General features: G+C 43.9%; 17 protein-coding genes, 1 tRNA gene and 1 riboswitch. Of the genes, 10 read left to right on the forward strand and 8 right to left on the reverse strand.

The window, feature by feature from the left end; genetic code table 11:
* Window positions 1–54: 54 nt before the first annotated feature.
* Together K7A41_RS09530 and K7A41_RS09535 are read left to right on the forward strand one after the other, a co-directional pair.
* Window positions 55–140: transfer RNA gene (locus K7A41_RS09530), tRNA-Leu, on the forward strand.
* Window positions 141–304: 164 nt separating this feature from the next.
* Window positions 305–1,051, forward strand: coding sequence for a DUF72 domain-containing protein (locus K7A41_RS09535; RefSeq protein ID WP_265713559.1), 747 nt, complete (start codon window positions 305–307; stop codon window positions 1,049–1,051).
* Window positions 1,052–1,064: 13 nt separating this feature from the next.
* Here K7A41_RS09535 and K7A41_RS09540 read toward each other — a convergent pair whose 3' ends face one another.
* On the reverse strand, window positions 1,065–3,719 hold the full coding sequence (locus K7A41_RS09540) for an alpha-L-rhamnosidase (RefSeq protein ID WP_265713560.1): 2,655 nt from the start codon (window positions 3,717–3,719) through the stop codon (window positions 1,065–1,067).
* 144 nt (window positions 3,720–3,863) lie between these two features.
* Window positions 3,864–3,959, forward strand: a riboswitch (TPP riboswitch).
* A 60-nt stretch (window positions 3,960–4,019) separates the two neighbouring features.
* Here K7A41_RS09540 and thiS point away from each other — a divergent pair.
* The 8 genes from thiS to K7A41_RS09580 all read left to right on the forward strand — a co-directional run bounded on the left by thiS (window position 4,020) and on the right by K7A41_RS09580 (window position 11,277).
* Window positions 4,020–4,226 (forward strand): sulfur carrier protein ThiS, encoded by a 207-nt coding sequence (gene thiS, locus K7A41_RS09545; RefSeq protein ID WP_028068300.1) that lies wholly within the window; start codon window positions 4,020–4,022, stop codon window positions 4,224–4,226.
* Between the two features lie 45 nt (window positions 4,227–4,271).
* Window positions 4,272–6,086, forward strand: a complete 1,815-nt coding sequence (thiC, locus tag K7A41_RS09550) for a phosphomethylpyrimidine synthase ThiC (protein ID WP_028068301.1) — start codon at window positions 4,272–4,274, stop codon at window positions 6,084–6,086.
* Window positions 6,083–6,694, forward strand: coding sequence for a thiamine phosphate synthase (locus tag K7A41_RS09555; RefSeq protein WP_265713561.1), 612 nt, complete (start codon window positions 6,083–6,085; stop codon window positions 6,692–6,694). Before thiC ends, K7A41_RS09555 begins: the two co-directional genes overlap by 4 nt.
* Entirely contained in the window at window positions 6,646–7,293 is a 648-nt protein-coding gene (locus K7A41_RS09560; protein WP_028068303.1) for a thiamine phosphate synthase, read from the forward strand. The genes K7A41_RS09555 and K7A41_RS09560 overlap by 49 nt, the downstream gene beginning before the upstream one ends.
* Window positions 7,275–8,045, forward strand: coding sequence for a thiazole synthase (locus K7A41_RS09565; protein ID WP_028068304.1), 771 nt, complete (start codon window positions 7,275–7,277; stop codon window positions 8,043–8,045). Before K7A41_RS09560 ends, K7A41_RS09565 begins: the two co-directional genes overlap by 19 nt.
* Window positions 8,046–8,053: 8 nt before the next feature.
* A complete protein-coding gene (thiH, locus tag K7A41_RS09570; protein WP_265713562.1) occupies window positions 8,054–9,178 on the forward strand; it encodes a 2-iminoacetate synthase ThiH in 1,125 nt (374 codons plus the stop codon).
* 5 nt (window positions 9,179–9,183) lie between these two features.
* A complete protein-coding gene (locus K7A41_RS09575) occupies window positions 9,184–9,894 on the forward strand; it encodes a HesA/MoeB/ThiF family protein (protein WP_265713563.1) in 711 nt (236 codons plus the stop codon).
* Between the two features lie 141 nt (window positions 9,895–10,035).
* Complete coding sequence (locus tag K7A41_RS09580) at window positions 10,036–11,277, forward strand: YaiO family outer membrane beta-barrel protein (protein ID WP_028068307.1); 1,242 nt, start codon at window positions 10,036–10,038, stop codon at window positions 11,275–11,277.
* On the opposite strand, the gene K7A41_RS09585 is transcribed toward K7A41_RS09580, so the two are convergent.
* The 7 genes from K7A41_RS09585 to K7A41_RS09615 all read right to left on the reverse strand — a co-directional run bounded on the left by K7A41_RS09585 (window position 11,274) and on the right by K7A41_RS09615 (window position 23,614).
* Window positions 11,274–14,699 carry a sulfatase-like hydrolase/transferase gene (locus K7A41_RS09585; RefSeq protein ID WP_028068308.1) on the reverse strand — a complete coding sequence of 1,142 codons (3,426 nt, stop codon included), beginning with the start codon at window positions 14,697–14,699 and terminating at the stop codon, window positions 11,274–11,276. The two genes, K7A41_RS09580 and K7A41_RS09585, sit on opposite strands and share 4 nt — an antisense overlap.
* Window positions 14,693–15,760: a hypothetical protein gene (locus K7A41_RS09590; RefSeq protein WP_028068309.1), complete on the reverse strand. Its 1,068-nt coding sequence runs from the start codon at window positions 15,758–15,760 to the stop codon at window positions 14,693–14,695. Before K7A41_RS09590 ends, K7A41_RS09585 begins: the two co-directional genes overlap by 7 nt.
* Before the next feature lie 12 nt (window positions 15,761–15,772).
* Window positions 15,773–16,132, reverse strand: coding sequence for a response regulator transcription factor (locus tag K7A41_RS09595; RefSeq protein WP_028068310.1), 360 nt, complete (start codon window positions 16,130–16,132; stop codon window positions 15,773–15,775).
* Between the two features lie 4 nt (window positions 16,133–16,136).
* Complete coding sequence (locus K7A41_RS09600) at window positions 16,137–20,039, reverse strand: response regulator (RefSeq protein ID WP_265713564.1); 3,903 nt, start codon at window positions 20,037–20,039, stop codon at window positions 16,137–16,139.
* 292 nt (window positions 20,040–20,331) lie between these two features.
* The gene (locus K7A41_RS09605; RefSeq protein WP_265713565.1) at window positions 20,332–21,486 is read right to left on the reverse strand and encodes a TIGR03364 family FAD-dependent oxidoreductase; all 1,155 of its coding nucleotides are present in this window, start codon (window positions 21,484–21,486) and stop codon (window positions 20,332–20,334) included.
* A gap of 15 nt (window positions 21,487–21,501) precedes the next feature.
* Window positions 21,502–22,821: a DUF5690 family protein gene (locus tag K7A41_RS09610; protein ID WP_265713566.1), complete on the reverse strand. Its 1,320-nt coding sequence runs from the start codon at window positions 22,819–22,821 to the stop codon at window positions 21,502–21,504.
* A 214-nt stretch (window positions 22,822–23,035) separates the two neighbouring features.
* The gene (locus tag K7A41_RS09615; RefSeq protein ID WP_028068313.1) at window positions 23,036–23,614 is read right to left on the reverse strand and encodes a helix-turn-helix domain-containing protein; all 579 of its coding nucleotides are present in this window, start codon (window positions 23,612–23,614) and stop codon (window positions 23,036–23,038) included.
* Window positions 23,615–23,656 lie beyond the last annotated feature (42 nt).

Here is a 23,656-nt window from a genome sequence, read left to right on the forward strand (position 1 = left end):
CACAACCTTGCCAAGGTTGGGGTCGCGAGTTCGAATCTCGTTTTTCGCTCACCTGCCTAGGTGGTGGAACTGGTAGACACGCAGGACTTAAAATCCTGTTCGCCCTAAAGCGAGTGCGGGTTCGATTCCCGCCCTAGGTACGAAGAAAGCCTCACTGGATCAGTGAGGCTTTCTTCGTTTACCTGCTGCGCCGCCCTCAGTTCTCCATCATAATTTCTATGCTGTGCAAAACTTTAAGGAGCTAGCCATTGTCCCCTGATAAAGGGTTCCCCTGACCGTAACAAGTTAGACAGATAATGTTATTATGAAAAAAGGAAACATTTACATCGGCACATCAGGATGGCACTATAAACATTGGAAAAGTATATTTTATCCCAAAGATCTTAATGAGCGCGATCAGCTCGATTACTACGTCAGAAACTTTACCACTGTAGAGATCAACAATTCCTTCTACCGGCTACCCGAACTGGACACTTTTGTAACCTGGTATAAAAAAGTTCCGGATAGTTTTATTTTCTCTGTAAAAGGGAGCCGTTTTATCTCCCATCTTAAAAAGCTCAAAGTCGATCAGGCTACAGTCACGGACTTTATACGGCGAGCAGAAGGCTTACAACATAAATTGGGGCCCATATTGTTTCAGCTACCGCCAAGCTGGAATGTGAATATTGAGCGTTTCCGGGATTTTTTATTGCTGCTGCCTGCCCAACACCGCTTTGCCTTCGAGTTCCGCAACCACAGCTGGAACAGTTCCGCCATCTATGAACTACTGGATAAACATGGCTGTGCTTATTGTATCTATGATCTGGCGGGATATCAGAGTCCGGTCAAGGTTACTGCCGATTTTGTTTACATTCGTCTACATGGCCCTGGAGAAAAATATCAAGGTAAATATGACGACACGAGCCTGAGAGAATGGGCAGAACGTTGTACTTCCTGGCAAACCCAAGGCAAAGATGTATTCGTCTACTTTGACAATGATCAAAATGCATACGCGACAGTCAACGCGGCAAGCTTGGCTGCAATGACGAAAAGCAGCTTTCCAAAAAGCTGAGCGGTGGGTAATTTTAATTTTGCTCTCTTACCTTTAATTTGAGGTGGAGTGTATGTTTACCCGCTTCGAGTGAGATTACTCGTCTATCCTCACAATCAATAGGTGGATAGAATGTCGCTGATGCATTTGCTGGGATTTTGACTTCGTACCGCACAAAACCATTACTAGACTTCCAATGGGAAGAAATCTGGCCATAAGGTGAATCATAGCTGATCGATGATTCCGCTAAACCTTCAGGGAAAATGGGCTTCAAAAGAATATGCTTAAAGCCGGGGTGCGCAGTATCCGGCAGTATGCCCCCTATCGATTTATAGAACCAGCCGCCAATTTCACCAAACATCATGTGGTTATCTGAAATGTCGCGTGTGGCTTTGAGATCCCAGTTCTCAAGCAAGGTCGTTGCCCCATTGACGATCCACCACCCCCAAGATGGATAGGTATCCTGAACCGCGACTTTATACGCTGTGTCACCGAAGCCATTGTCCTTTAGCGCCGTTAATAGTGCTTTTGATCCAAGCACGCCCACATCCAGATGATAACCTGTTTCCACTACCTTTTTATTCAGATTTGCAGCAACGGAATATTTCATTTCCTCGGGTACTACTCCCCAGTATAAGGGGACACTCAGTTCGGTTTGTGTGCCATTGCTGTAGATGCCTTTTGAGACATCCAGAAACTTGGCGTTGATGGCATTTTTGATTTTATTGCTCAACGCCTCGTATTTCAACTGATCCGCTGTTTTTCTGAACAATTTAGCTGCGCTGGCTAATATAGTTGCATCCGCGTAAAAATAAACCGAGGAAGTGAGCTCCAGATTTGATACGGACTTAACAGGCACCCAGTCTCCCCTACCAAAGGTGGTCAGGCCATTGGGGCTGATGCTGTCCACATAATCCACATACCTCTTGATATTCTCATAACAGGACGCCAGCAAACTGGGGTCACCATAAAATAGATAGGTTTGCCAAGGGATGATGGCTATCGTGCTGGTCCAATCCAATCCATTTGCAGTTCCATATCCCCATCCTCCCGTCGGAATAATATCGGGCAACACGCCGTTGGGCTGCTGTTCGTCCCGATGATCGGCCATCCATTTTTCATAAACCGTAATGGCGTCGAAATTGTACAGTGCTGTTTCAATGGCCAGATGCCCATCTCCTGTCCAGCCGTTCTTTTCACGTTGGGGACAGTCTGTCGGATACCCCATCAAATTGGACAAGTAAGCATTATTTGTTGCTGCCCACAGACGGTTGATCAATGGAGAAGATGTTTTCAGATGTCCGACAGGGCTTACATCGCTGTGCATAAAATAGGCAGTAATGGATGAGCTATCCAATACAATTGGCTGGCTGCTGTTGATCTCAACATAACGGAATCCCTTATATCCAAATTTTGCCATAAATTCGTCTTTCTCACGGCCGCTGAGTGTCAACAAATCTGTTTGAAAAGGCTCCAGTTCTTTGTTGCCCCTGTAGTAAACATCAATATTGGATTGATCCACATGGCCATCTTCAAGAAGACGTTCCCCATGTTTCATACGCACAACCGTTCCCGCTGGCCCGCCAACTTTTATTCGCGTCACGCCAGCCATATTTTGCCCAAAGTCGAATACATACGTATTAGCATTTATTTTTTTGACTGCTTTTGGCACATAGGATTTGACCAGACGGATGGGAACGAGCAGCTGGGATACTAGCTGCGAAGATGGCGGCTTCCGATACCGGACAGCTTCCCATTTGGAATCATCAAATTCGGACCGATCCCAGCCCGGCATTTCAAGACGCGCATCATAGTGTTCACCAGTATAAATATTATTATAACGAATAGGTCCCGCAGATGTCTTCCAGCTCTTGTCAGAAATGATTGTCTCCTCTGACCCGTCCTGATAGACGATACGAAGATCCAGGCGAAATGCTGGCCGGTCTCGCCAAGGTGCCTGATCAAAGTTCCAAACTGCTAAAGGCTGATGGTTATACCAGCCATTTCCCAATATAACTCCAATGGCATTTTTACCTTGCCGAAGCTGCGCCGTCACATCTTCCACAACATACAACGTCCGTCTATCGTAGCGCGTAAACATAGGGTCAAGACGATGATCACCGACCCTTCTGCCATTGATCGACAGTTCATAAAGACCAGCGGCAGCGATATAAATCCGGGCGGATTTGATCGGTTTGTCCGCACCGAATGCTCGTCTAAAATAAGGAGCTGACCGTTCATGCCTATCGTGCTGGTCACTGATCCATTTTCCTTTCCAGCGGTCCGCCTGCATCATTCCCGTCTCAAAGGAAGCAATTGTAGAGGTGCAGGCTTTCCCGTACTTATCCCAAACACGTACTTTCCAAAAATATTTCGTCTGCGGTTTCAATACATTACCTGCATATTGTACAAGCATGGCTGCACTTTTCTGTATCCCGCTATTCCAGACATCCGCTTTATCTTTTAAGAGTGCAAGAGAATCGCCATCGACCATAACCTGATAGGCTGTTTGTAAAGCGCCCTGCCGGTTGTCATCCAGTTGCCAGCTTAATCTGGGAGCCGCTTGATCCACCCCTAAAGGGTTTTGAAGATGTTCACAGGTTAAACGAATAGGTAGACATTGTTGCATTTGCCACCCGCTTACGACAGTAGCTGTACATAGCATGAGTATCGATAATATCTTCCGCATTTTGGTCTATTAAATTGTTTTAGCTATTCTATTAACTAAAGTATCAATTATTTTTTAAGATAGCGAACTATGCTGCACTGTCCTGCTTATTTCAAAAAATTAATAGATATCATTGTTTTATTCATTCAAATTATATTATCTTAGCATCAGCTTTAGGGGTGTCTGCATATGCAGGCTGAGATTTTACCCTTAGAACCTGATCCAGATCATACTGGCGTAGGGAAAAGTGCGATGTCTACAGGATACCTAGTGTATCTTTTTGTGGCCATTCCTAAAGTGGTATTAAAATAATAATTAGGAATGGAACTTACGATCAATCATCAAACCCGTTTTTTCGACCCCGCCCCCCACTCTTTGGAAGAGCTTTTACAGGCAGAACTAGCAGACAAAACACAAGGTGTCGCAGTCGCTGTCAATAACCGTGTTGTACCACAGCATATTTGGGCCTCTACACCGCTGAAGGCCAACGACCAAATCCTTCTGATCACCGCGACACAAGGTGGGTAAACTATTTCAAAAGAAAGTCTTTCACACAGCACTAATTTCCTTACCATGACATCACAAAACATCACACAGACACCCTTTCCGAATTCCAAAAAAGTTTTTGTTCCCGGAACACTTTACCCCATCCAGGTAGCAATGCGTCAGATCCAGCTCAGCTCGACAAAGCTGAGCAACGGCCAGGAGGAGTTCAATCCGCCCGTTACCGTCTACGATACATCTGGACCTTATACCGATGAGAATACCGCCATAGACATACGCAAGGGGCTTCCTCGTCTTCGTGAACAATGGATATTGGACCGAAATGATGTCGTCCAGCTGGATGGAATCAGTTCGGAATACGGAAGAAAACGGCTTGCCGACAAGTCTCTTGACAGCTTGCGCTTCGCCTACAGTCATAAACCGAAAGTCGCCGACAAAGGCAAAAATGTGACCCAGCTGCACTATGCGAAAAAAGGCATTATCACGCCAGAGATGGAATATGTGGCCATTCGTGAAAATCAGCGTATAGACCAGCTCGCCAACTGTACCCCCGGAATGGATCAGCAGCATCAGGGCGAGAATTTTGGTGCCAGAACTGCTGGAAAATACATTACTCCCGAATTTGTGCGTGAGGAAATTGCGGCGGGAAGAGCCATTATTCCCAATAACATCAACCATCCCGAAAGCGAGCCAATGATCATCGGCCGCAATTTTTTGGTAAAAATTAATGCCAACATCGGTAACAGTGCCGTAAGTTCGAGCATTGAAGAGGAGGTTGAAAAAGCAGTATGGGCCTGCCGTTGGGGTGCTGATACGATTATGGACCTGTCGACCGGTAAAAATATACACGAAACACGTGAATGGATTATCCGCAATTCGCCTGTTCCAATCGGAACAGTTCCGATCTATCAAGCACTTGAAAAAGTAAAAGGTGTGGCCGAAGATCTGACCTGGGAGATATTTCGGGATACATTGATTGAGCAGGCAGAACAGGGCGTTTCGTATTTTACAATCCATGCTGGGGTACTGCTGCGCTATATTCATCTGACAGCCAACCGCGTGACCGGCATCGTTTCCCGAGGAGGGTCCATTATGGCCAAATGGTGTCTCTTCCATCATCGGGAAAACTTTCTTTACACCCATTTTGAAGAAATCTGCCAGATTATGAAACAGTATGACGTGGCCTTCTCTCTGGGTGATGGTTTACGTCCCGGCGCCATTGCGGACGCCAATGATGCAGCACAATTTGCCGAACTGGAAACCTTGGGTGAATTGACAAAAATTGCCTGGAAACACGATGTTCAGGTGATGATCGAGGGGCCAGGTCATGTGCCTATGCAACTCATTAAAGAAAATATGGACAAACAGCTGGCCTGCTGTGACGAGGCTCCCTTCTATACATTAGGGCCGTTGACCACCGATATTGCTCCCGGATATGACCATATTACCTCTGCGATCGGAGCGGCGATGATCGGCTGGTATGGATGTGCCATGCTCTGCTATGTGACCCCTAAGGAGCATCTCGGCCTTCCCAACAAAAAAGATGTTAAAGATGGTGTCATCACCTACAAACTGGCAGCTCATGCGGCTGACCTGGCCAAGGGTCATCCCGGCGCGCAATACCGGGATAACGCACTCAGCAAAGCGCGATTTGAATTCCGCTGGGAGGACCAATTTAACCTATCGCTCGATCCTGATACGGCACGTGAATATCATGATGAGACCTTGCCGGCCGACGCCGCAAAGGTAGCCCATTTCTGTTCGATGTGCGGTCCAAAATTTTGTTCGATGAAGATTACACAGGAAATCAGAGACACTGCGGCACAGGGTATGCTCGAAAAATCACAGGAATTTATCGCCCAAGGCAAGGAAATTTACTTATGATCATAGCGCTGACCGCAGAAGAAACCGTTGTAGGCGAACTGGAAATCATCCCTGCTCTTTTTGAGCAGGGACTGGACCTCTTACATTTACGTAAATATCATTTTACGGATGCGCAGATGTGCCGATACATCGCATCTATTGGTGAGCAATACCATTCTAGGCTGGTCCTTCACTCACATCCCCACCTGTCCGCTGCTCTCGGCATTTACCGTGTTCACATAAATGAGCAAAGGCGGTCGCGCGGCCTATTCGACAAGCAGTTCGCCAACTGTATCTGCTCCACCTCAGTGCATCAGATACAGAAGTTCAATACCTTGGAAGACTGCTGGGATTATGCATTTTTAAGCCCGGTATTTCCCAGTATTTCCAAAAGTGGTTACGGAGAGCGGGATACGGTATTGGATCAATTGGCTTTTCGCTGCAATTTCAACGTAAATTTAATTGCTCTGGGCGGAATCACAGCGACAAACTGCCTCCTTGCTCTACAAGCCGGTGTAGATGGCATAGCGCTACTGGGCAGCTTATGGTGCCAGCCCGACCCCATACAAAATTTTATACTATGCAAAGAGACACTCTCCCAAGACTACAATATATTTCACAGGGGCTGACATTTGCCCAACAGAAGACCAACATATTGCGCGCATTGGACGCGGGGGCAAAATGGATTCAGATCCGATGGAAGCAGGCTGACGAGAAGCAGTTAGCGGCGTTGGCGATACACACCATGCAAGCCTGCGATCAATTTGGGGCTAAATGTATCATCAACGATGATGTGCAACTTGCTAAAGATCTGGATGCCCACGGTGTGCACCTGGGCCTGGATGATTGCGGCATCGCCGTGGCCCGGCAGATTTTAGGTCCCCAAAAGATTATCGGCGGGACGGCCAACCGCATTGAGGACGTACAGCAGCGCATTAGTGAACAATGTGACTATATCGGTCTGGGCCCCTTCAAACATACCCGCACAAAACATAAATTAAGTCCCTTGCTCGGTATAGACGGATACAAGAGCATGATGGAAGTGATCCAACATGCAAGTCCCTTCGTTCCTCCGATTTTCGCTATCGGTGGCATTGCAAGCCTAACGGACATCCAAAATTTATTGGCCACTGGAATATACGGTGTTTCCCTCTCAGGACTGCTGACAGAGACACCTCAGCTTATATCATCTATTCAAAACTTTTTATCATGCACACACTACAAATAGCCGACCGCCATTTTGACTCTCGATTGTTCCTGGGGACAGGCAAATTCGGCAACCTAGATGAAATGAGTGAAGCGATTATGGCTTCAGGAACACGACTGGTTACTGTCGCCCTTAAGCGGGTAGATCAGAACACTTTGGAAGACGATCTCATTGGCAGACTGAACCGTATGACAGTCGATCTACTCCCCAACACTTCTGGAGCGCGAACAGCAGAAGAAGCGGTTCTGGCTGCACAATTGGCCCGGGAAGCGCTCGAAACCAACTGGGTAAAACTGGAAATTCATCCCGATCCCCGGTATTTACTGCCCGATCCGGTTGAAACTTTGCGGGCGACCGAGACACTGGCCAAAATGGGGTTTGTCGTCATGCCTTATATCCATGCGGATCCCGTACTTTGTAAGCGTCTAGAGAATGCAGGAACAGCTGTTGTCATGCCCTTAGGTGCCCCAATCGGAAGTAACAAAGGCCTTCGCACCTTAGATTTTTTAGAAATCATCATTGAGCAAAGTACCGTGCCCGTCGTCGTGGATGCAGGGATCGGCTCGCCTTCCGATGCCGCGAAGGCAATGGAAATTGGAGCCGATGCGGTTCTCGTCAATACCGCCATTGCTGTTTCGGACAATCCATCCGAGATGGCCCGGGCGTTTAAGGACGCAGTTAACGCTGGCCGGAGGGCTTATGAAGCGGGCTTGGGTCCTGTAGTTTCCCGTGCTGTAAATTCAAGTCCTTTAACTTCTTTTTTATTTGATTAATAGCGAATATGAGCTCCTTTAAACATGTATTCCAACAATACCATTGGGAAGACGTTCAAAAGAAAATTTATAACACTTCCGAACGGGACGTACAAGACACTTTAAGCAAAACCCATCTAAACCTATCGGATTTTATGGTGCTTATTTCCCCTATCGCCACCCCTTATCTGGAACAGATGGCTGACAAAACCAAAAAAATCACTCAGCGTCGTTTTGGAAAAACCATCCAACTCTATGCGCCACTTTATCTCAGCAATGAATGCCAGAATATCTGTACCTACTGTGGATTTAGTATGGATAATAAAATTAAACGAAAGACTCTCAACAACGCCGAGTTAATGCTGGAGGCAATGGCTCTCAAATCCATGGGGATCGAGCACGTATTGTTGGTCAGTGGAGAAGCGAATAAAACCGTTGGTACAGACTATTTTATAAACGCGATACAGTTGTTAAAACCATATTTTTCTCAAATATCAATCGAAGTACAGCCGCTGGAGCTGGAGGACTATAAACGGTTACAATCTGCGGGTGTATATGCCATTCTGGTTTATCAGGAAACCTACCATCAGGAGGTATACAAGACCTATCATCCAAAGGGCAAGAAATCAAATTTTGACTACCGTCTGGATACTCCGGACCGCATCGGACAGGCTGGCATTCATAAAATCGGGCTGGGCGTACTTTTGGGTCTCGAAGACTGGCGGGTGGACAGCTTTTTCGCCGCGGTCCACATCGATTATTTAGAAAAGCAATACTGGCAAACCCGCTTTTCAGTCTCTTTCCCGCGACTGCGACCGGCAGCAGGCTCAGAGGCGCCCAATTTCCATCTTTCTGACAGACATTTATTGCAGCTCATCTGTGCCTACCGTCTGTGGAATGAAAATCTGGAGATATCCATCTCCACACGCGAGAACGAGAACTTTAGAGATCATATCATCCCAATTGGCGTGACAACCATGAGTGCAGCCTCCAAGACAAATCCCGGCGGCTATGTCGTCGACCCACAGGCCTTGGAACAATTTGAAGTCAGTGACGAAAGAGATATGGAAACAATAAAAAAACAGATCCGTAAAATGGGTTATGCGCCGGTTATGAAAGACTGGGAGCGTACGTATTCGGGGATAATACAATAATTTATATGGAGAAGGATCCTATTTTCGAACGCTACAGCAGACAAATATTTATTGAAGAAATTGGTGTTTCAGGACAGCGGAAAATCATGAGCAGCAAGGTGTTGGTCGTCGGCGCCGGCGGGCTTGGAAGTCCGGTATTGCAATATCTGGCTGCCGCCGGCGTTGGCCAGCTTGCACTTGTGGATTTCGACAAGGTCGAAATGCATAATTTGAACAGACAGGTCATTCATACAGAACAACATGTCGGTACAGCGAAAACGGTGAGTGCAGCCAAACAGATCCTACAGCTTAATAGCGCCCTTGATTTTCAAGCCTTTCACATTAAAATCGAGGCCGATAACGCCTCAGCAATGCTTGCGCCATACGATATTATCGTCGATTGCTGCGACAATTTTGAGACACGGTATTTACTGAATGAAACCTGCCTAATACTCAACAAGCCATTGGTGTACGGAAGCATACATGCCTTTGAAGGACAAATGGCAGTATTTAATTACAAAGGCAGCAAAAATCTACTGGACCTTTTCCCTATCGCTCCCGCTCCCGGACAGGTTCCCAACTGCGATATGAACGGAGTTCTAGGCCCCCTCCCCGGAATAGTGGGCAGCATGATGGCTATGCAGGTACTTAAAATCGCCGCGGGCCTACCAGTAGATAGGGATCAATTAACGCTTATTGACACCTATCATTGGCGCTTTAGTCAGATAGAGTTTTAACAGTGGCGTCAAATTTCGGGTTAAATAGTGCGTCGAACGGATCACATCTGTGGAAGTTGGCCAAAAATGCAAGCGAAAAAACAAAATTCGCTATTTTTAGTTATATATTAGCAGGCTTAACATGTCAACTATACATTCGGAATGAAAAAAGTATTGTATCCACTACTCCCCCTTGTTTTATTGCCCTTATTCTCCGTCGCGCAGGAGAGCACAATCACGGCAGATGACCTATTTTTGAAAGCCCGAAAAGTAGCTTTTGACACGAAGGATTATCCGCAGGCCATTCAACTGGCAAAGCAAGCACTCACCCAAGCTCCTGATTATACAGATATCCGTATTTTTCTGGGTCGGCTCTACACATGGTCCGACAAAATTGATTCCGCGCGAACGATCTTTACCGATCTGGACAACAAAAAAACTACAGATGAAGACTTTTTTCTGGCCTATGCCGCTCTGGAGTATTGGAACAACCAGGCTGATAGGGCAACTGAAATAACCGATAGGGGCCTCAATATACATCCTGAGTCTCAGGATCTGCTGCTGCTTAAAGCAAAAATCAACTACAGCACAAACCATTATGAGGTAGCCGAAAATGCTGTGCGACAGTTGTTGAAAATCAATCCAAAAAATGCTGACGCGAGATCGCTTGCCAAAAACATAGAAGAATATACCGCAAAAAATGCGGTCGGCCTAACCTACAACTTCGTCTATTTTGATAAGCAATTCGATGACAACTGGCATATCCTGGGCTTGAGTTACAAAAGGGCGACCAACTTTGGATCTCTTATTTTCAGAACGAATTATGCGAATAAATTTGCAGAAAATGGTGTGCAGTTTGAGCTGGAAGCATATCCACGTCTTTCAAAAATGTTTTACCTGTACTTAGGAGCGGGATACTCCAACAATGTGGGCATTTTTGCCAAATACCGGACTGGAGCATCGATTTATGCTAATCTTCCCAACAGTTTCGAAGCGGAAGTAGGCTACCGTCAGCTTTATTTTAGCGACAATATCTGGATGTATACAGCCTCAGTAGGCAAGTATTATCAAAACTATTGGTTCAACTTACGAACCTATCTTACTCCAGATGAGAAAAATATCTCACAGTCCTATACAGGCACTGTCCGTTATTATACAAAGGGGGCAAACGATTATCTCGGTTTCATCATTGGTACCGGTCTAAGCCCCGAGGAAAACAGAAACAATCTATTGGATAATGCCTTATATAAACTAAAAACATTCAAAATAGGTGGTGAATATAACCTTTCAGTCCGGCAAAGCAATTTGTTTTCTGTCTCCTGCACCTACTACAACCAAGAATTCAGGCCAAACGAAAAAGGCAATCAATTAGATATTATTTTGGGCTATATTCGCAAATTTTAAGGCTTGCGCAACTTATTGAAGTAGCTGATAAATACGCTATCCGGTAACAGCTGCTTCTCTGTATAAAACAATTTGTTTTTGCGCTTAAAGAGTTCAAATTTTCGGGATAAGGATTCCAGGACTGCAGGTTCGTCAGCTAGTTCTGCATTGAGCTTTCCATCCAGCCGATAAAGTTGTCCTTCTGAAAAGTGATAATTACCCAGCAAAAAATCGATAAGCTGGTTTTTACTCTGCATCATGGCAATACCATCACCTTCTGCTGAAATACCCTTATCCAATCCCCGTCCGATCCATGCTACCTGATCCGGTGTATTTAAACCGTAATTTTCGCGGTAATAGGCCAATATAGAAGGGGCTACATCAAAATGACTCACAATATGACGAAAATTATGAGATGTCTTTAGTAAAGGCGAATACAATAATAAAGGAACGTGATAACGGTCAATTTTGCTCTGCAACGGTACTTCAGGCATAGCGTGGTCTCCTGTGATCAGAAAAAGAGTATTGGCAAAATCGGGCCGCTTACTATAGGCAGTAAAAAATTGCCGCATTGCGTCATCTAGATTCAATACCGAAATAAGCTGCTTCCGGTTCTCCAAAGCCCATTTTTTGCGTTCTCCAGACAGATGAAGAGCCGCAAGCCGCTGGTCAAACAGCTGTTCATAGTGGCCGGCATTATTGATCAGGAAAGGATTATGTGTTGACAAGGTTAAAAGTACGTGAAAGTAAGGCTGTTCTGCAATATGTTGTACCTCTAACAATTTACTAAACACCGCCTGGTCTTCATATCCCCAGCTTTCGCCACTTTTTTCGGGCAGCTTTTTATACGGGGGACCAAAGGCATCCTGATCAACTAACGCGTCGATTCGATTGAACAGCATAAACTTTTTCATAAAATCAAAGTTTGAATGTCCACCGTAGAAAAAGCCAGTTTTAAAACCGTTTGCCTGTAGAATATTAAATAGATTAAAATTAGCGGGAAGACTATCCTGCTCCAAAAAACCGTGCATACCAAAAGGCAAAGAACCGGTTAAGGTCGGAAGGACGGAAAAAGTACGTCCAGAAGAACTTATATTATTCTCCCAATAAAGTGAATGCGACTTTAGGGAATCAATAAACGGAGTAAAGTTTCCTATATATCCATTGTCCGAACTGTAAGCATGCCCCAGCCCTTCAATAATAAGAACGACAAGATTGGGCGCTCTTTCAGATTTTTCCAGGTATGTCCCAAGAAAATCTCTAGTGTCCTCATTTTTTAAAAAAGGATATTTTACATTTATTTCTGTGGAAGATTCTTCTCTTTTTGAGAGGTAAGCTAACACTCCCGGATGCTCATTCACATAATCGGATAAATTGGAGTCAAAAAAATAACGCCACTTACTCCGGCTTGCATTGTTCGCAAATTCATCCCTCTCCAATTTTCCGTCAGAATATAGCGCTGGAGAAATAAAAAACGATAATAACCCGAAACCGATCAAAATCATACTCGGATATGCGTTTTTAAATGGTCGTTTATTGACCAGCCACAGTGGCGTCCAGGCGGCAACTATCAACAAAAGTAGCAAAGCAATATTAGTCAGGTTCAACATACCGCTGGCGTCAAGAATCTGTTTCATTTCGTCCGAACTGTAATAAAACACATCCGCCCCCAGCAGGTTTCGGGATTCCCCAAAATATAAAAACAGAATAAATTGCATCACTATAATAAATGAAAGTGACACAACCAACATCAATTTTGCCCAAAAACGGCTTACAAACTGAACGAGTAAATAAAGAACTCCCAAAACGGCTATCGACTGAAACACGAATAAGAGGTTGTCAATGAACAAATGACGCCCGGCATGCGTTTCGGCCAGCTGTACAAAACGGCTGTGATACCACCACCATTCTACGGCGATGGAGAACATGTATAGTGTAAAGAAGACCAAAAGCGACGGGCCCAGGAGCTGTAATGCAAAACTGAACTGGTTTCGGATATACTTCCATACCGGCTCGTTTGCATTTCGTTGCTGGAAGCCCTGCCTCGTCATTTCTCCCCAGCTATGTTTCTTCCGGAAGTAATCCGCTACTCCCTGCACGGCGGCCTTGACAACCAATGGATGAAAATAAAATGGTTCCAGAACCGCAGTAGTGATTAATGTCGACAGGTCACGCTTCTTACTGTAGACCTGATGGCTCACAAGATCCACCAAAATTGCATAAATTGAATATAGAATACCCGAAGCTAGAACAAGAGCAAACAATGCGAAGAAAAACGGCCAGTTTATAATTCCAAGTATAAAAAAGATCAGAAAAACAACATAACCAGAAAATTCTACCAGAGGTCCCAGAAATTCGAAGAAAAACCAATAAGGCATACTAATCATTCCCAAACGTCCATATTTCGGATTAAACAACAGTTTACGGTGCTTCCATAACGTCTCCATAGTACCCCGCATCCAGCGGTTACGTTGTTTACGTAATACATCTTTTGATTCGGGCACCTCAGTCCAGCACAATGGATCCGGAATATTCACCACTTCATAAGGTAATTTTTCCTCCTCCATATAACGCCGCATGCGAACGACAAGTTCCATATCTTCACCTACTGTATTACGGTCATACCCGCCACACGCTAATACGATCTGCCTATCGAAAGCACCAAAAGCGCCCGAAATCAAAATTAACCCCGACGCCCGTGACCATGCCATCCGCCCTAAAATAAATGCCCGTATATACTCCAAGGCCTGGGTGCGCCCTATCCACGTTTTCGGTAGATTTACATCCACAACCGTTCCGTTCACGACTTTACAGTTATTCGCAAGCCGTATGACGCCTCCACAGGCTATCACGCGTTTATCTGTTTGTTCTAAAAAAGGCTTGGCTAACCGTAGAATAGCATCCTGCTCCAAAATACAATCTACGTCAATACAGACAATATAGTCTCCCGAGGAAATATTCACACCAACATTGAGGGCATCAGCCTTGCCTCCATTTTCCTTATCAACAACCACCAGTTTTTTGAACGCCGGATTTTTGCTCTTATAAATTCCCCGTATCGGTTTGGTTTCGATGTCTCCCTGCACGAAGAATGAGACTTGCTCGAGCGCATAAGCCTCTATGAGCTTGAGCATAGAATCGTCACGACTTCCGTCATTGACTATAATAATTTCCAGATTGTGATAGTACAGGGACAATAATGAACGTACATTTTCAACAATTGTCATACCCTCGTTAAAGGCTGGAGCTATTAAGCTGAATGTTGGCGCGTTGGGGTTCGTAGCAATGATGCCATAATCGGTGAAGCTATTATCATGCTTGTACCGAAACACAGCTCCGTAGGCATACAAGCCTATCCAAGTATAGATGATAAAAACAGCTGCTGAATAAAGCAGGAATAACCAAACAACAATCTCATATACTATATGGCCAAATTCTAACATTGCTTCTCTTGTAACGCGTGGTTAATAATATGTGTAAGGGCAGTATCCTTAGTTGTTCCCCTTGCTATCTCGCGCAGATACTTTTCTTGTCCTAGGACAACAAGAACTTCTGCAGCGGCGATCTTAATTGCATTTTTTTCGCAGTGCAAGAGCTGTGTTTTTAGAAAAGACACACAATCCCTGCTTCTGGACTTTTTCATTGATTTTAAAATCTCAAGCTGCACATCGACAGGCTGCCCATTAAAACCGTTGATCAGCTGATCCATAGTTGTGCCGTTCTCTATTGCCTGCATAGTGCGGACTGCTTGTATACGAACCGCTGTTATTGTATGTGTCAACAGCCTTTGCACGGCATCGTACATGCTCATAAGCCTAAATTTGCGAATAAGTCTTAAAGTAAATATAACCACTGAAGCATTAGCGCTGGCGAGCCACAATGTAATACTTGGTTCGGATGCTTCCGGCACGATATGTATGGAATAGAGCAAACGCAGCTGTTGCCAATCGGACAAAGGACGATCAAAAGTATTTAGGAAGCTTAACCCCTCATAGCCCTTAAAGCTCACCAAAGCATATTGTGCTTCCTGATAAACGGCGGGTCTGGGGTCGTTCAATTTTGTTAAAATCGTAGGAATGGCCTCATGGACTGACATCGCGGCCAGCTCCTGAATGCCACCTGCAATCAGATAAGCTTCACGTTGACGCAACTTTCGCCAGGCCTCATCTTCCAGTTTAAAATCACTGAATAACTTCGCGATTGACTGCTTGGCAACGCCTGAAAATTTGCGCTCAGCATTTATTAGCAAATGTAAAAAGAGTTTCCGGAACGAGGGCTCACGTATATAAGTGGCAAATTTCACGTCACTATTATCGGAATCATCGCTTCCAACGATTGTCTTCATAATTTTATGCTCGATTATCTGCGTCCACAACTGCCTGTGATGAAGAATACGATAGCTGTAAAAACTATAACTCAAAACCGCGATGATTAACAACAACACGAAAATGAGCACCACGATGATGGCTACAATAAGTTCATGAAGCACGACCTGATGCTGCATACGATATTATGTTTATTTACTATTTGTTAATCGTTTGATTCTAAGCACAAGTTCATTCGGACTGAAAGGTTTGACCATAAAATCTGCTGCTCCGAGATCAAATGCGTCAACGACAACTTCTTCCTGGCCCATGCTCGACAATACTATAACCGGTATACTCTTCCCAAAGTTTTTTATGGCTGATAAAATTTCTATTCCAGAAGCAAAAGGCATCATAATATCGGTTACAATAAGGTCTAGATCCAGCTGGCTAATTTTTTCAATCGCTTCCTGTCCGTTGCGGGTTAAAATAACCTCATGTCCTTCATTTATTAACTTATGCTCCACGGTACGCAGAATCAATTCATCGTCTTCGGCAAGTAAGATCAACATAACACTATTTATTTAAGATTTTTGTAATCAATTTTATTCCGGTTTCTATTTCCCTTTCAATGGGTATTAAGGCTGCTTCCAGATCATCTGTTGTAGATACATGACTTTCAAGTTCGTTGGTAAGCTGAGCAAGTTTTACAAGTCCCGCCGTACCTGAAGTCCCCCGCAATTTATGAAGCAGCTCTTTTAAACGTTGACGGTCTTTCCCGTTTTTAGCTTCTGTGATATGCTGCCGTGCTGAGGTAATCTCCTGGATGACCAGATCGAGAAAAAAACTCAGGAATGCCGGATCATCACCTGTTTGTTCGGCCAGACGTTTCATATCCAGATGTTCATCAGTTTCTACGTCTCGCTTTTCCGTAACTATCGGTAATACTCGCTGTAAGGCATCGAAAAGATCCTGCTGCCGGATTGGTTTTGCCAGAAAATCTGACATTCCTGCCTCAAGGCAGCGTTCTTTCTCGCCAAGCACATTTCCTGCGGTTATACCAATTATGGGTGTATCAACATACTTGTCCATCTGCCGGATTCGCCTGCATGCTTCAATACCGTCTACTTCCGGCATCTGTACATCCATTAAAATGAGACCAAATGTTTTCGCTGTACATGCTTGAATCGCTTCAGCCCCGTTTGACACTTCCGTTAATATAGCATCTGGCATAATGCTATTCATCATCCGTGTATTTAGCGCCATGTTAACCGCATTATCATCAGCCAATAGAACCTCAATACCTTTACCATAGGTGTCAGCAAAAGTTAGCCCCTCCCGGCCATCGGACAAAACAACGTCTTCTTTATTTTGCTGTATTGCCTTCCGTAAGGTCTGATACAATTCGTCCGACTTAATGGGCTTAAGCAAACAAAATGAGCGTTCTTCCTGTCTAAATGACGAAATGACTTCATGTTCTTCCGAGGAGGTATGTAATACGATCAAGGGTATACCCTCTCCCTGCTGACGAAAGAGTTCCTTGATCTTTTCTATTGTTTCCAGTCCTGACAGTATAGGCATGTGGTAATCCATCAGAATAACATCAAAACGCTCACCTTTCATAAGCAGTTGAAGCGCTTCCATACCGTTCTCAGCAAGTACAGAATCAACCTCTTTGAAGGCTAACATATGCTGGATGATCATCCGGTTATTCGCATTGTCATCCACTACCAGCACACGATTCAAAGGCAACATATCATCCTCATAAACAATCTCTTCACAAGCCACATTTAAATCAAAATAAAATGTAGATCCTTTACCGACCTCGCTGTATAGATTTAATTGACTGCCCATATATTTCAACAGATTGTTAGAGATGGTCAAGCCAAGTCCAGTTCCGCCGTAACGTTTGCTGACCGAACTGTCTTCCTGAGTAAAGGCATCAAAAATACGCTGTTGCTTTTCAACTGGAATACCTATGCCTGTATCTCTGACCTCAAACCGCAACGTTAGCTTCCCCTCTTCATGATGAAGTTTACTGATTTTGAATTCTATCTCACCTTTTTCGGTAAACTTAACGGCATTCCCCAGTAAGTTAATCAACACTTGCTTTATACGGGCTTCATCGATCCAAATCAATGCCGGAAGTCCTTGCTCAATATTGAGAAGCAATTCGACTTCTTTGCGTTGAGCCTGATACAATACCACGTTGATCACCTGATTCGCGATATCATACACATTGTATTTATCCACAAAAAGCTCCAGCTTTCCCGACTCAATTTTTGAAAAATCCAGAATATCATTAATGATATTCAGCAGATTATTACCCGATTCGTTGATATAGCCCAAATATTGACTTTGAATATCGTTAAGTGGAGTCTTCAATAGGAGATCTGAAAAACCGATAACGCCATTTAGCGGGGTCCGAATTTCGTGACTCATGTTTGCGAGAAACTCCGATTTCGCTCTGCTTGCCAAATCCGCCAATTCCTTAGCCCGTTTTAGTTCCGCGTTGATTTTCACGGACTCGGTGATGTTTTGTGTAAAAATGATAATCCCTCCAATACTTCCGTCGCTAAGATGCCAAGGTCTTACTTCCCAATTAAAATGCTGAGGTTCGGCTATCCCTCCGACCTGAATGACTTCGTCCGTATTCTTATAGGGGACACCATCCAGCGCCGCGAGATAAATCTTTTTTCTTTGATCTGGAATCTGTGGAAAAAGCTCAAATAGATTGCGGTTGAGCAAATCTCCCCCGTCTTTATGGAAATCCTCTATCCATTGATTACTTAATGATACAAAGTTAAAATCACGGTCAAACATCGCCACCGATGCCGGAACATAATTGACGAAAGCGCGCAACATGGACTCTTTACGTTCGAGTTCCAGATAAAGCGATTTACTCTGATCGATATCCTGAATGATACCGAATACCCGCTTGCAGCTACCGTTGTCAAACTCTGGTATCCCTTTCACTCTGACCCAAATTGCAACACCGTCCTGTTTTAGCAGCCGTAATTCGGTATCATACGGCTTGCCAGTGGTAATGGCCTCCGCGAATATATCCCGCAATTTTTCCTGACTCTCGGGCTCGTAAAAGCCAATGGCATGCTCGAAATCTGGCGTAAAGTTTTGATCCACCCCGTGAATCAGTTTGGTCATGTCGGACCAATATATCTTATTTTCGGCCAAGTTAACTTCCCAACCACCCACCTGAGCCACGGCATTTGTCTGCTCCAAGATTTGTTTAGTATGTAATAAATCGTTTTCCAGGCGGAGACGCTCCGTCATATTTAGAGCTGTACTGACGACATAAGATTGCCCATTCTCATCTGTTTCTACCATATTGTGATATAACCATGAGATATTTTCTCCTTCTTTCGTCTGCAACACCATCATACCCGAATCTTCTTTATTTTTTGCGATCCGCTTCAAATACTCGACAACAAGGTCCACGTTCTGCGTTGGTACCAGTTGTTTAAGATTCAAACTTCGAACCTCCGCCTTTTCATATTTGAGTATTTCCCTACCTCTTTCGTTAACGGCTAGGATGTTACCTTCCATATCATGCATACTCATCAAACCAATGGCATTCTCAAAAAAACTACGAAAGCGACGTTCAGAGTTTTCCAATTTTAGCTTTTCATTGCGTTCTTTTGTCACATCCCGTCCAAATGCCAGAATTTCATCGTTCGCAACATCATATTTAAAATGCCACTCGATGATTACCGTACCACGTTGTGGTATTTCAGTATATGTTGTCGACTGAGCTCCATGAGAAAGATTAGTTAGCTGGGCAAGCGTCGCTTGCAAGCTGTTATCCTCGTCCTGCAATAGATTTAAAATGGATTGACCAATACTATCTGATCTCGACAAACCGAGTATTTTAGAGAACGCGGGGTTGATATCTTTAATAAGATGTGCTTTATCTAATACACAAATGATATTATTGGTCAAATGGAATATCTCGGAGAAATAACCGGCTTGTACTTTTCTCTTTTTTCCAAGCAAAAGCTTGGATACTGCTCTTCCGAGTTCCACCAGCGAATTTCGCTGTTTGTCCGACAGCGTCTTAGGCTGAAAGTCGATAACACAAATGGTACCTAATGCATCGCCCTCATCATCCATGAGCGGTACGCCAGCATAAAAACGGATATTTCCCTCCCGGATCAGCGGATTGCCTGATGAACGTTCATCCGAAAAGGTGTCTTCAATGACAAGTAACTCCTGACTCATAATAGTATACTGGCAGATCGTATTTTTCCTTTCCACAGTGTCCAGTTCTATTCCGACGCAGCTTTGGATGCGTTGGGTTTCCTCTTCCATCATAGCAATCAAAGCAGCAGGACAGTCGGTGATTAAACACGCCGCCTGTGCAAATACATCCAATTCAGGATCTTTACCTAGTCCCATTAATTCGTAAGATTTTAATTTTTCAATCCTAGCTCTTTCATTTTCAGGAAAAATCCGATTTGCCATGTATTTATATCCGTTAATTTGGTTTTTGCGTTTGTGAAGTTAACAAAAACATCAGTCAACGCATAAACAATAAGGAAATATTGCGTTTACACGCATTATCTATTAAACAACCTCGCTAAAAAATAGTTGGCGCCTTTACTGAGTAAAAAACGTTTTTTTGTATACGGGCCCTGCAAGCCGCTAGGTCGTGACTTCAGAAATTTTATTTCGTAGTGTCAGGATAGCAACAACCAAAAAGGTCCGGCAGCCTTTACAGCTGCCGGACCTTTTTGGTCTTGTAGGGAACATCATGCTAAACAAGCTTTTCGATACTCTGTTCCGCGTACCCAGCGCTGGCAGTCATGCCCTTCCCCCCGATACCCGTACGGATGTGTATACGTGGGCTGATATCAATCTCCAGCATATGGTCTTTATGCTGGGAATAAAACCCAGCCCAGGAAGAAGCAATCCAGTCTTTTTTTAGTGGGACAATGCGATTAGCTTCTGCGATCATCAACTCATTGATATGGCTGCTCACCGCAAACCCCAGTTCATCAAGGCAGTTTGCCGCTGCATATTCATGCGAGTCCCCAATAATGATACTGCCGTCGGCAGCTTGTTTGAATAAAATATGAATACCATATTTGCGCAGTTCCTGATAATATTCAGGTATAGGAATGCTCTGGAATGAAGGACAATATTCCTCAAAGCTTTCATAACGGCGGATGGTCAGTCCCGTCAGAATATTGCCGGGGAGATAAAGCTGTGACAATGGCTTGGTTCGCATCATCTGCAGTTTACTGATTTCTAAACCACTATCATTAAATAGCTCACGATACAGAATCTTAAACTCGTACCCGTTACAAATAAGAACTTTCGTTGCCTCGAAAACTTCAAGACCGCTTGTTGTTATACTGGCCTTGTCATTCCCCTCCTCACAGGTGATCACGGTCGTATCGTATTTCAACACATATTTTTCAAACTTGGTGCGCATAAAAACATGCAGCTTTTGAATCATAACTTCAGGCTCTATGCTGAGCTCCTGGTCAAAGACAATGGCTTCTTTGACATAATTAGGATTCAAATCTGGATACTTGGACAAGATCTGGTCTTTGGAGTACAGCTCATGTACATAGCCTTTTGTATGATAATGTGCTGCTAATTCGTGGATAACCTGCACCTCGTCCATATCGGATGCAATATAAATGCTACCATTGTTTCGGACAGATATATCCATTTCCTTTTGGATAGACTGATAGATATCTAATCCCCGCACACCATAGTCAAACCACTCTCCGGCCATACCGGACGGTACGACCTGACCAAAATTACGTACTGTGGAACCTACTGGAAAATTATCCTTTTCCAGTTGAAGCACGCGCAATCCTTTCTTCAATGCATGGTACGCATGGAAAGTTCCTAAGATCCCCCCTCCGACCACAATTAGATCATATGTATCTGTTCCCATTTTTTTAATATATTTTCATTTTACTATTTGTACTGTAGTCGTGGATGCCTGCCAAGCTTTGGCCCCCTCCCCCTCTTTTTCATCTTTTATCCGTTCTTTCTTTCGGACAAAATATATAAAAGAAAAGATACTTAAGATAGCGCCGATAGCCGAAGCCACGTAAACCAAATGAATAAAATATTCTCCCCAACTGACGGAAGTTGGTAAAAATTCTTTGTTCATGAGGACTAGGAAGCTTCCAAGATAACCCACGGCGTCGGCCATATACATCACAAATCCAATATTGCTTTTCATCTGATAGGTTGCTATCATCCGCTCAAAGAATATCGCATTGTAGGGAATATAAGCCATATATAACCCCAGACCAACCAGGAGCATCCAACTAAGTCCCCCAATACACTGATTCGTAAATAAGTAATTAGATACACCGGTAATTAGAAAGCCAGCAATAATCATATAATGAATCAGCTTAAATGCTTTCAGATTATCCTTAATAACAATTAACCCACCTATCAAAACTAACACGGCCAAAGCGATGACCCCGTCCACCTTTGCAAAGATGCCCACACCTTTAAGATGCAGCATCTGCCAGATCTCAATCTCAAAATTATCCCTGACATCCCGCAAAATTGTCAACATGCTATAAATTATGACTGTCAATGCAATACCCGGCATAAACATACTAAAGAAACTTCTGCGCATTGCCGCATCCATTGCCACTCTTTCGGTCCGCAGGAATTTGTCCTGAGAAGTGGGTCCCGGTGCATTTTCCAGCACCCAGACACACAATAGGAAGGGAAGGAAAAACAACATTCCCGTAAAAAAGGGCATCCAGAATTCATTGACACCCACAGTGACCATGAGCAATCGTCCCACTGATTTAATCAGGCCGGAAGCGAATACCAAGCTCACAGACATCACAGCACCCATGATCTCGGTAAACCGTCGCCCTTCCAAATAGCTAAAAACCAAACCCCAGACCATTCCCAGTGGAAATCCATTGATAAAAAGAAAAGCGACATTCCAGGGCCTGGGAAAAAGAGCAAAAGCCAGAAGGGCGCTCCACGAAACACAGATTAAAGTGACTAAATAACGGCCCCTATGGCTGTGTTTGCTCTCCGAAATAAATCGAATACCATAAAATTTAGAGAACAGATAACCGAACATCTGTATAATGACCATAATCACTTTATAGTCTATCCCGAGAACAGACTGATTGGAAAAGCTCGTAGCGGTAAACGATTTCCGGAATGAATACATACTCGTATAACATAAAAATGCTGCTATTGCCAGAAGTATGGCTACAGAACGCTCATCTAATTTGCTTATACGCATTTTTAATCGTTGATTAAACCTCATGATCCTGCTATTTAACAGGCTTTTCGCCCGCAATCAAAAGTAAATCATGAGAATTAATACAGAACTAAACTTTTGTTAAGTATTTATAAACAAATATAAGAAATATGTTTTTGTATATAGAACGGTACGTAAACATCAATGCAGCTGATGGGCTAACAGACCGTATTTACGCAGGTCATAAATAGCTGGGTCAGCGTTTGTTGTCGAAAAAATAAACGATAAGCATTAAAGCGTTGTCTTTACCGGTATTCCTTGGAGTATGGGGAAGCCGCCCATTAAAGAATATGGAGTCGCCTTCTTCAAGACGGACTTGCTGATCCTGAAATATATATTCAACCTGGCCTTTAATAATATATTTATATTCGTAGGCTTCTGTTTCCACTACCGGCCGTTGCGAATTAGGAAGTAGTTCCAAAAGGACGATATCTATGTTCGAACTATCTATTGCTGAACTAAAAATACGCTTATAAAGAAATCCGTCAGCAGATTCCTTTTCAAAAGGAATATAACTCTCTTTTTTTCGGACAGTGACCGGGCCGGAGTCTAAATCCGAATTAAAGTCCTTAAAAAATTCGTTCAAGTCGACATTCAGTGCACGGACGATGTTGATCAATACCAATAACGAGGGTATCGTCCGATTATTTTCGATCTGCGATATCAACCCCTTGCTTACCCCCGCTCTATCGGCAACCTCCTGTATGGTGATGCCTTTAACCTTGCGGATTTCCTTTATTTTATAGCTGATCTTAAATAATGTATTATCTTCCATAATCAATATCAAATGTAAATATTATTTTCTTGAGCGCTGTAT

It is taken from the genome of Sphingobacterium sp. InxBP1 (assembly GCF_026191775.1).
In the GTDB taxonomy this organism is placed as follows: Bacteria; Bacteroidota; Bacteroidia; order Sphingobacteriales; family Sphingobacteriaceae; genus Sphingobacterium; species Sphingobacterium thalpophilum.

What these genes read in the sequence shown, in the direction of transcription:
- K7A41_RS09535 (WP_265713559.1), top strand. Translation starts at nt 305, where the DNA reads ATGAAAAAAGGAAACATTTACATCGGCACATCAGGATGGCACTATAAA.
- K7A41_RS09540 (WP_265713560.1), bottom strand. Translation starts at nt 3,719, where the DNA reads ATGCGGAAGATATTATCGATACTCATGCTATGTACAGCTACTGTCGTA.
- thiS (WP_028068300.1), top strand. Translation starts at nt 4,020, where the DNA reads ATGGAACTTACGATCAATCATCAAACCCGTTTTTTCGACCCCGCCCCC.
- thiC (WP_028068301.1), top strand. Translation starts at nt 4,272, where the DNA reads ATGACATCACAAAACATCACACAGACACCCTTTCCGAATTCCAAAAAA.
- K7A41_RS09555 (WP_265713561.1), top strand. Translation starts at nt 6,083, where the DNA reads ATGATCATAGCGCTGACCGCAGAAGAAACCGTTGTAGGCGAACTGGAA.
- K7A41_RS09560 (WP_028068303.1), top strand. Translation starts at nt 6,646, where the DNA reads ATGCAAAGAGACACTCTCCCAAGACTACAATATATTTCACAGGGGCTG.
- K7A41_RS09565 (WP_028068304.1), top strand. Translation starts at nt 7,275, where the DNA reads ATGCACACACTACAAATAGCCGACCGCCATTTTGACTCTCGATTGTTC.
- thiH (WP_265713562.1), top strand. Translation starts at nt 8,054, where the DNA reads ATGAGCTCCTTTAAACATGTATTCCAACAATACCATTGGGAAGACGTT.
- K7A41_RS09575 (WP_265713563.1), top strand. Translation starts at nt 9,184, where the DNA reads ATGGAGAAGGATCCTATTTTCGAACGCTACAGCAGACAAATATTTATT.
- K7A41_RS09580 (WP_028068307.1), top strand. Translation starts at nt 10,036, where the DNA reads ATGAAAAAAGTATTGTATCCACTACTCCCCCTTGTTTTATTGCCCTTA.
- K7A41_RS09585 (WP_028068308.1), bottom strand. Translation starts at nt 14,699, where the DNA reads ATGTTAGAATTTGGCCATATAGTATATGAGATTGTTGTTTGGTTATTC.
- K7A41_RS09590 (WP_028068309.1), bottom strand. Translation starts at nt 15,760, where the DNA reads ATGCAGCATCAGGTCGTGCTTCATGAACTTATTGTAGCCATCATCGTG.
- K7A41_RS09595 (WP_028068310.1), bottom strand. Translation starts at nt 16,132, where the DNA reads ATGTTGATCTTACTTGCCGAAGACGATGAATTGATTCTGCGTACCGTG.
- K7A41_RS09600 (WP_265713564.1), bottom strand. Translation starts at nt 20,039, where the DNA reads ATGGCAAATCGGATTTTTCCTGAAAATGAAAGAGCTAGGATTGAAAAA.
- K7A41_RS09605 (WP_265713565.1), bottom strand. Translation starts at nt 21,486, where the DNA reads ATGGGAACAGATACATATGATCTAATTGTGGTCGGAGGGGGGATCTTA.
- K7A41_RS09610 (WP_265713566.1), bottom strand. Translation starts at nt 22,821, where the DNA reads ATGCGTATAAGCAAATTAGATGAGCGTTCTGTAGCCATACTTCTGGCA.
- K7A41_RS09615 (WP_028068313.1), bottom strand. Translation starts at nt 23,614, where the DNA reads ATGGAAGATAATACATTATTTAAGATCAGCTATAAAATAAAGGAAATC.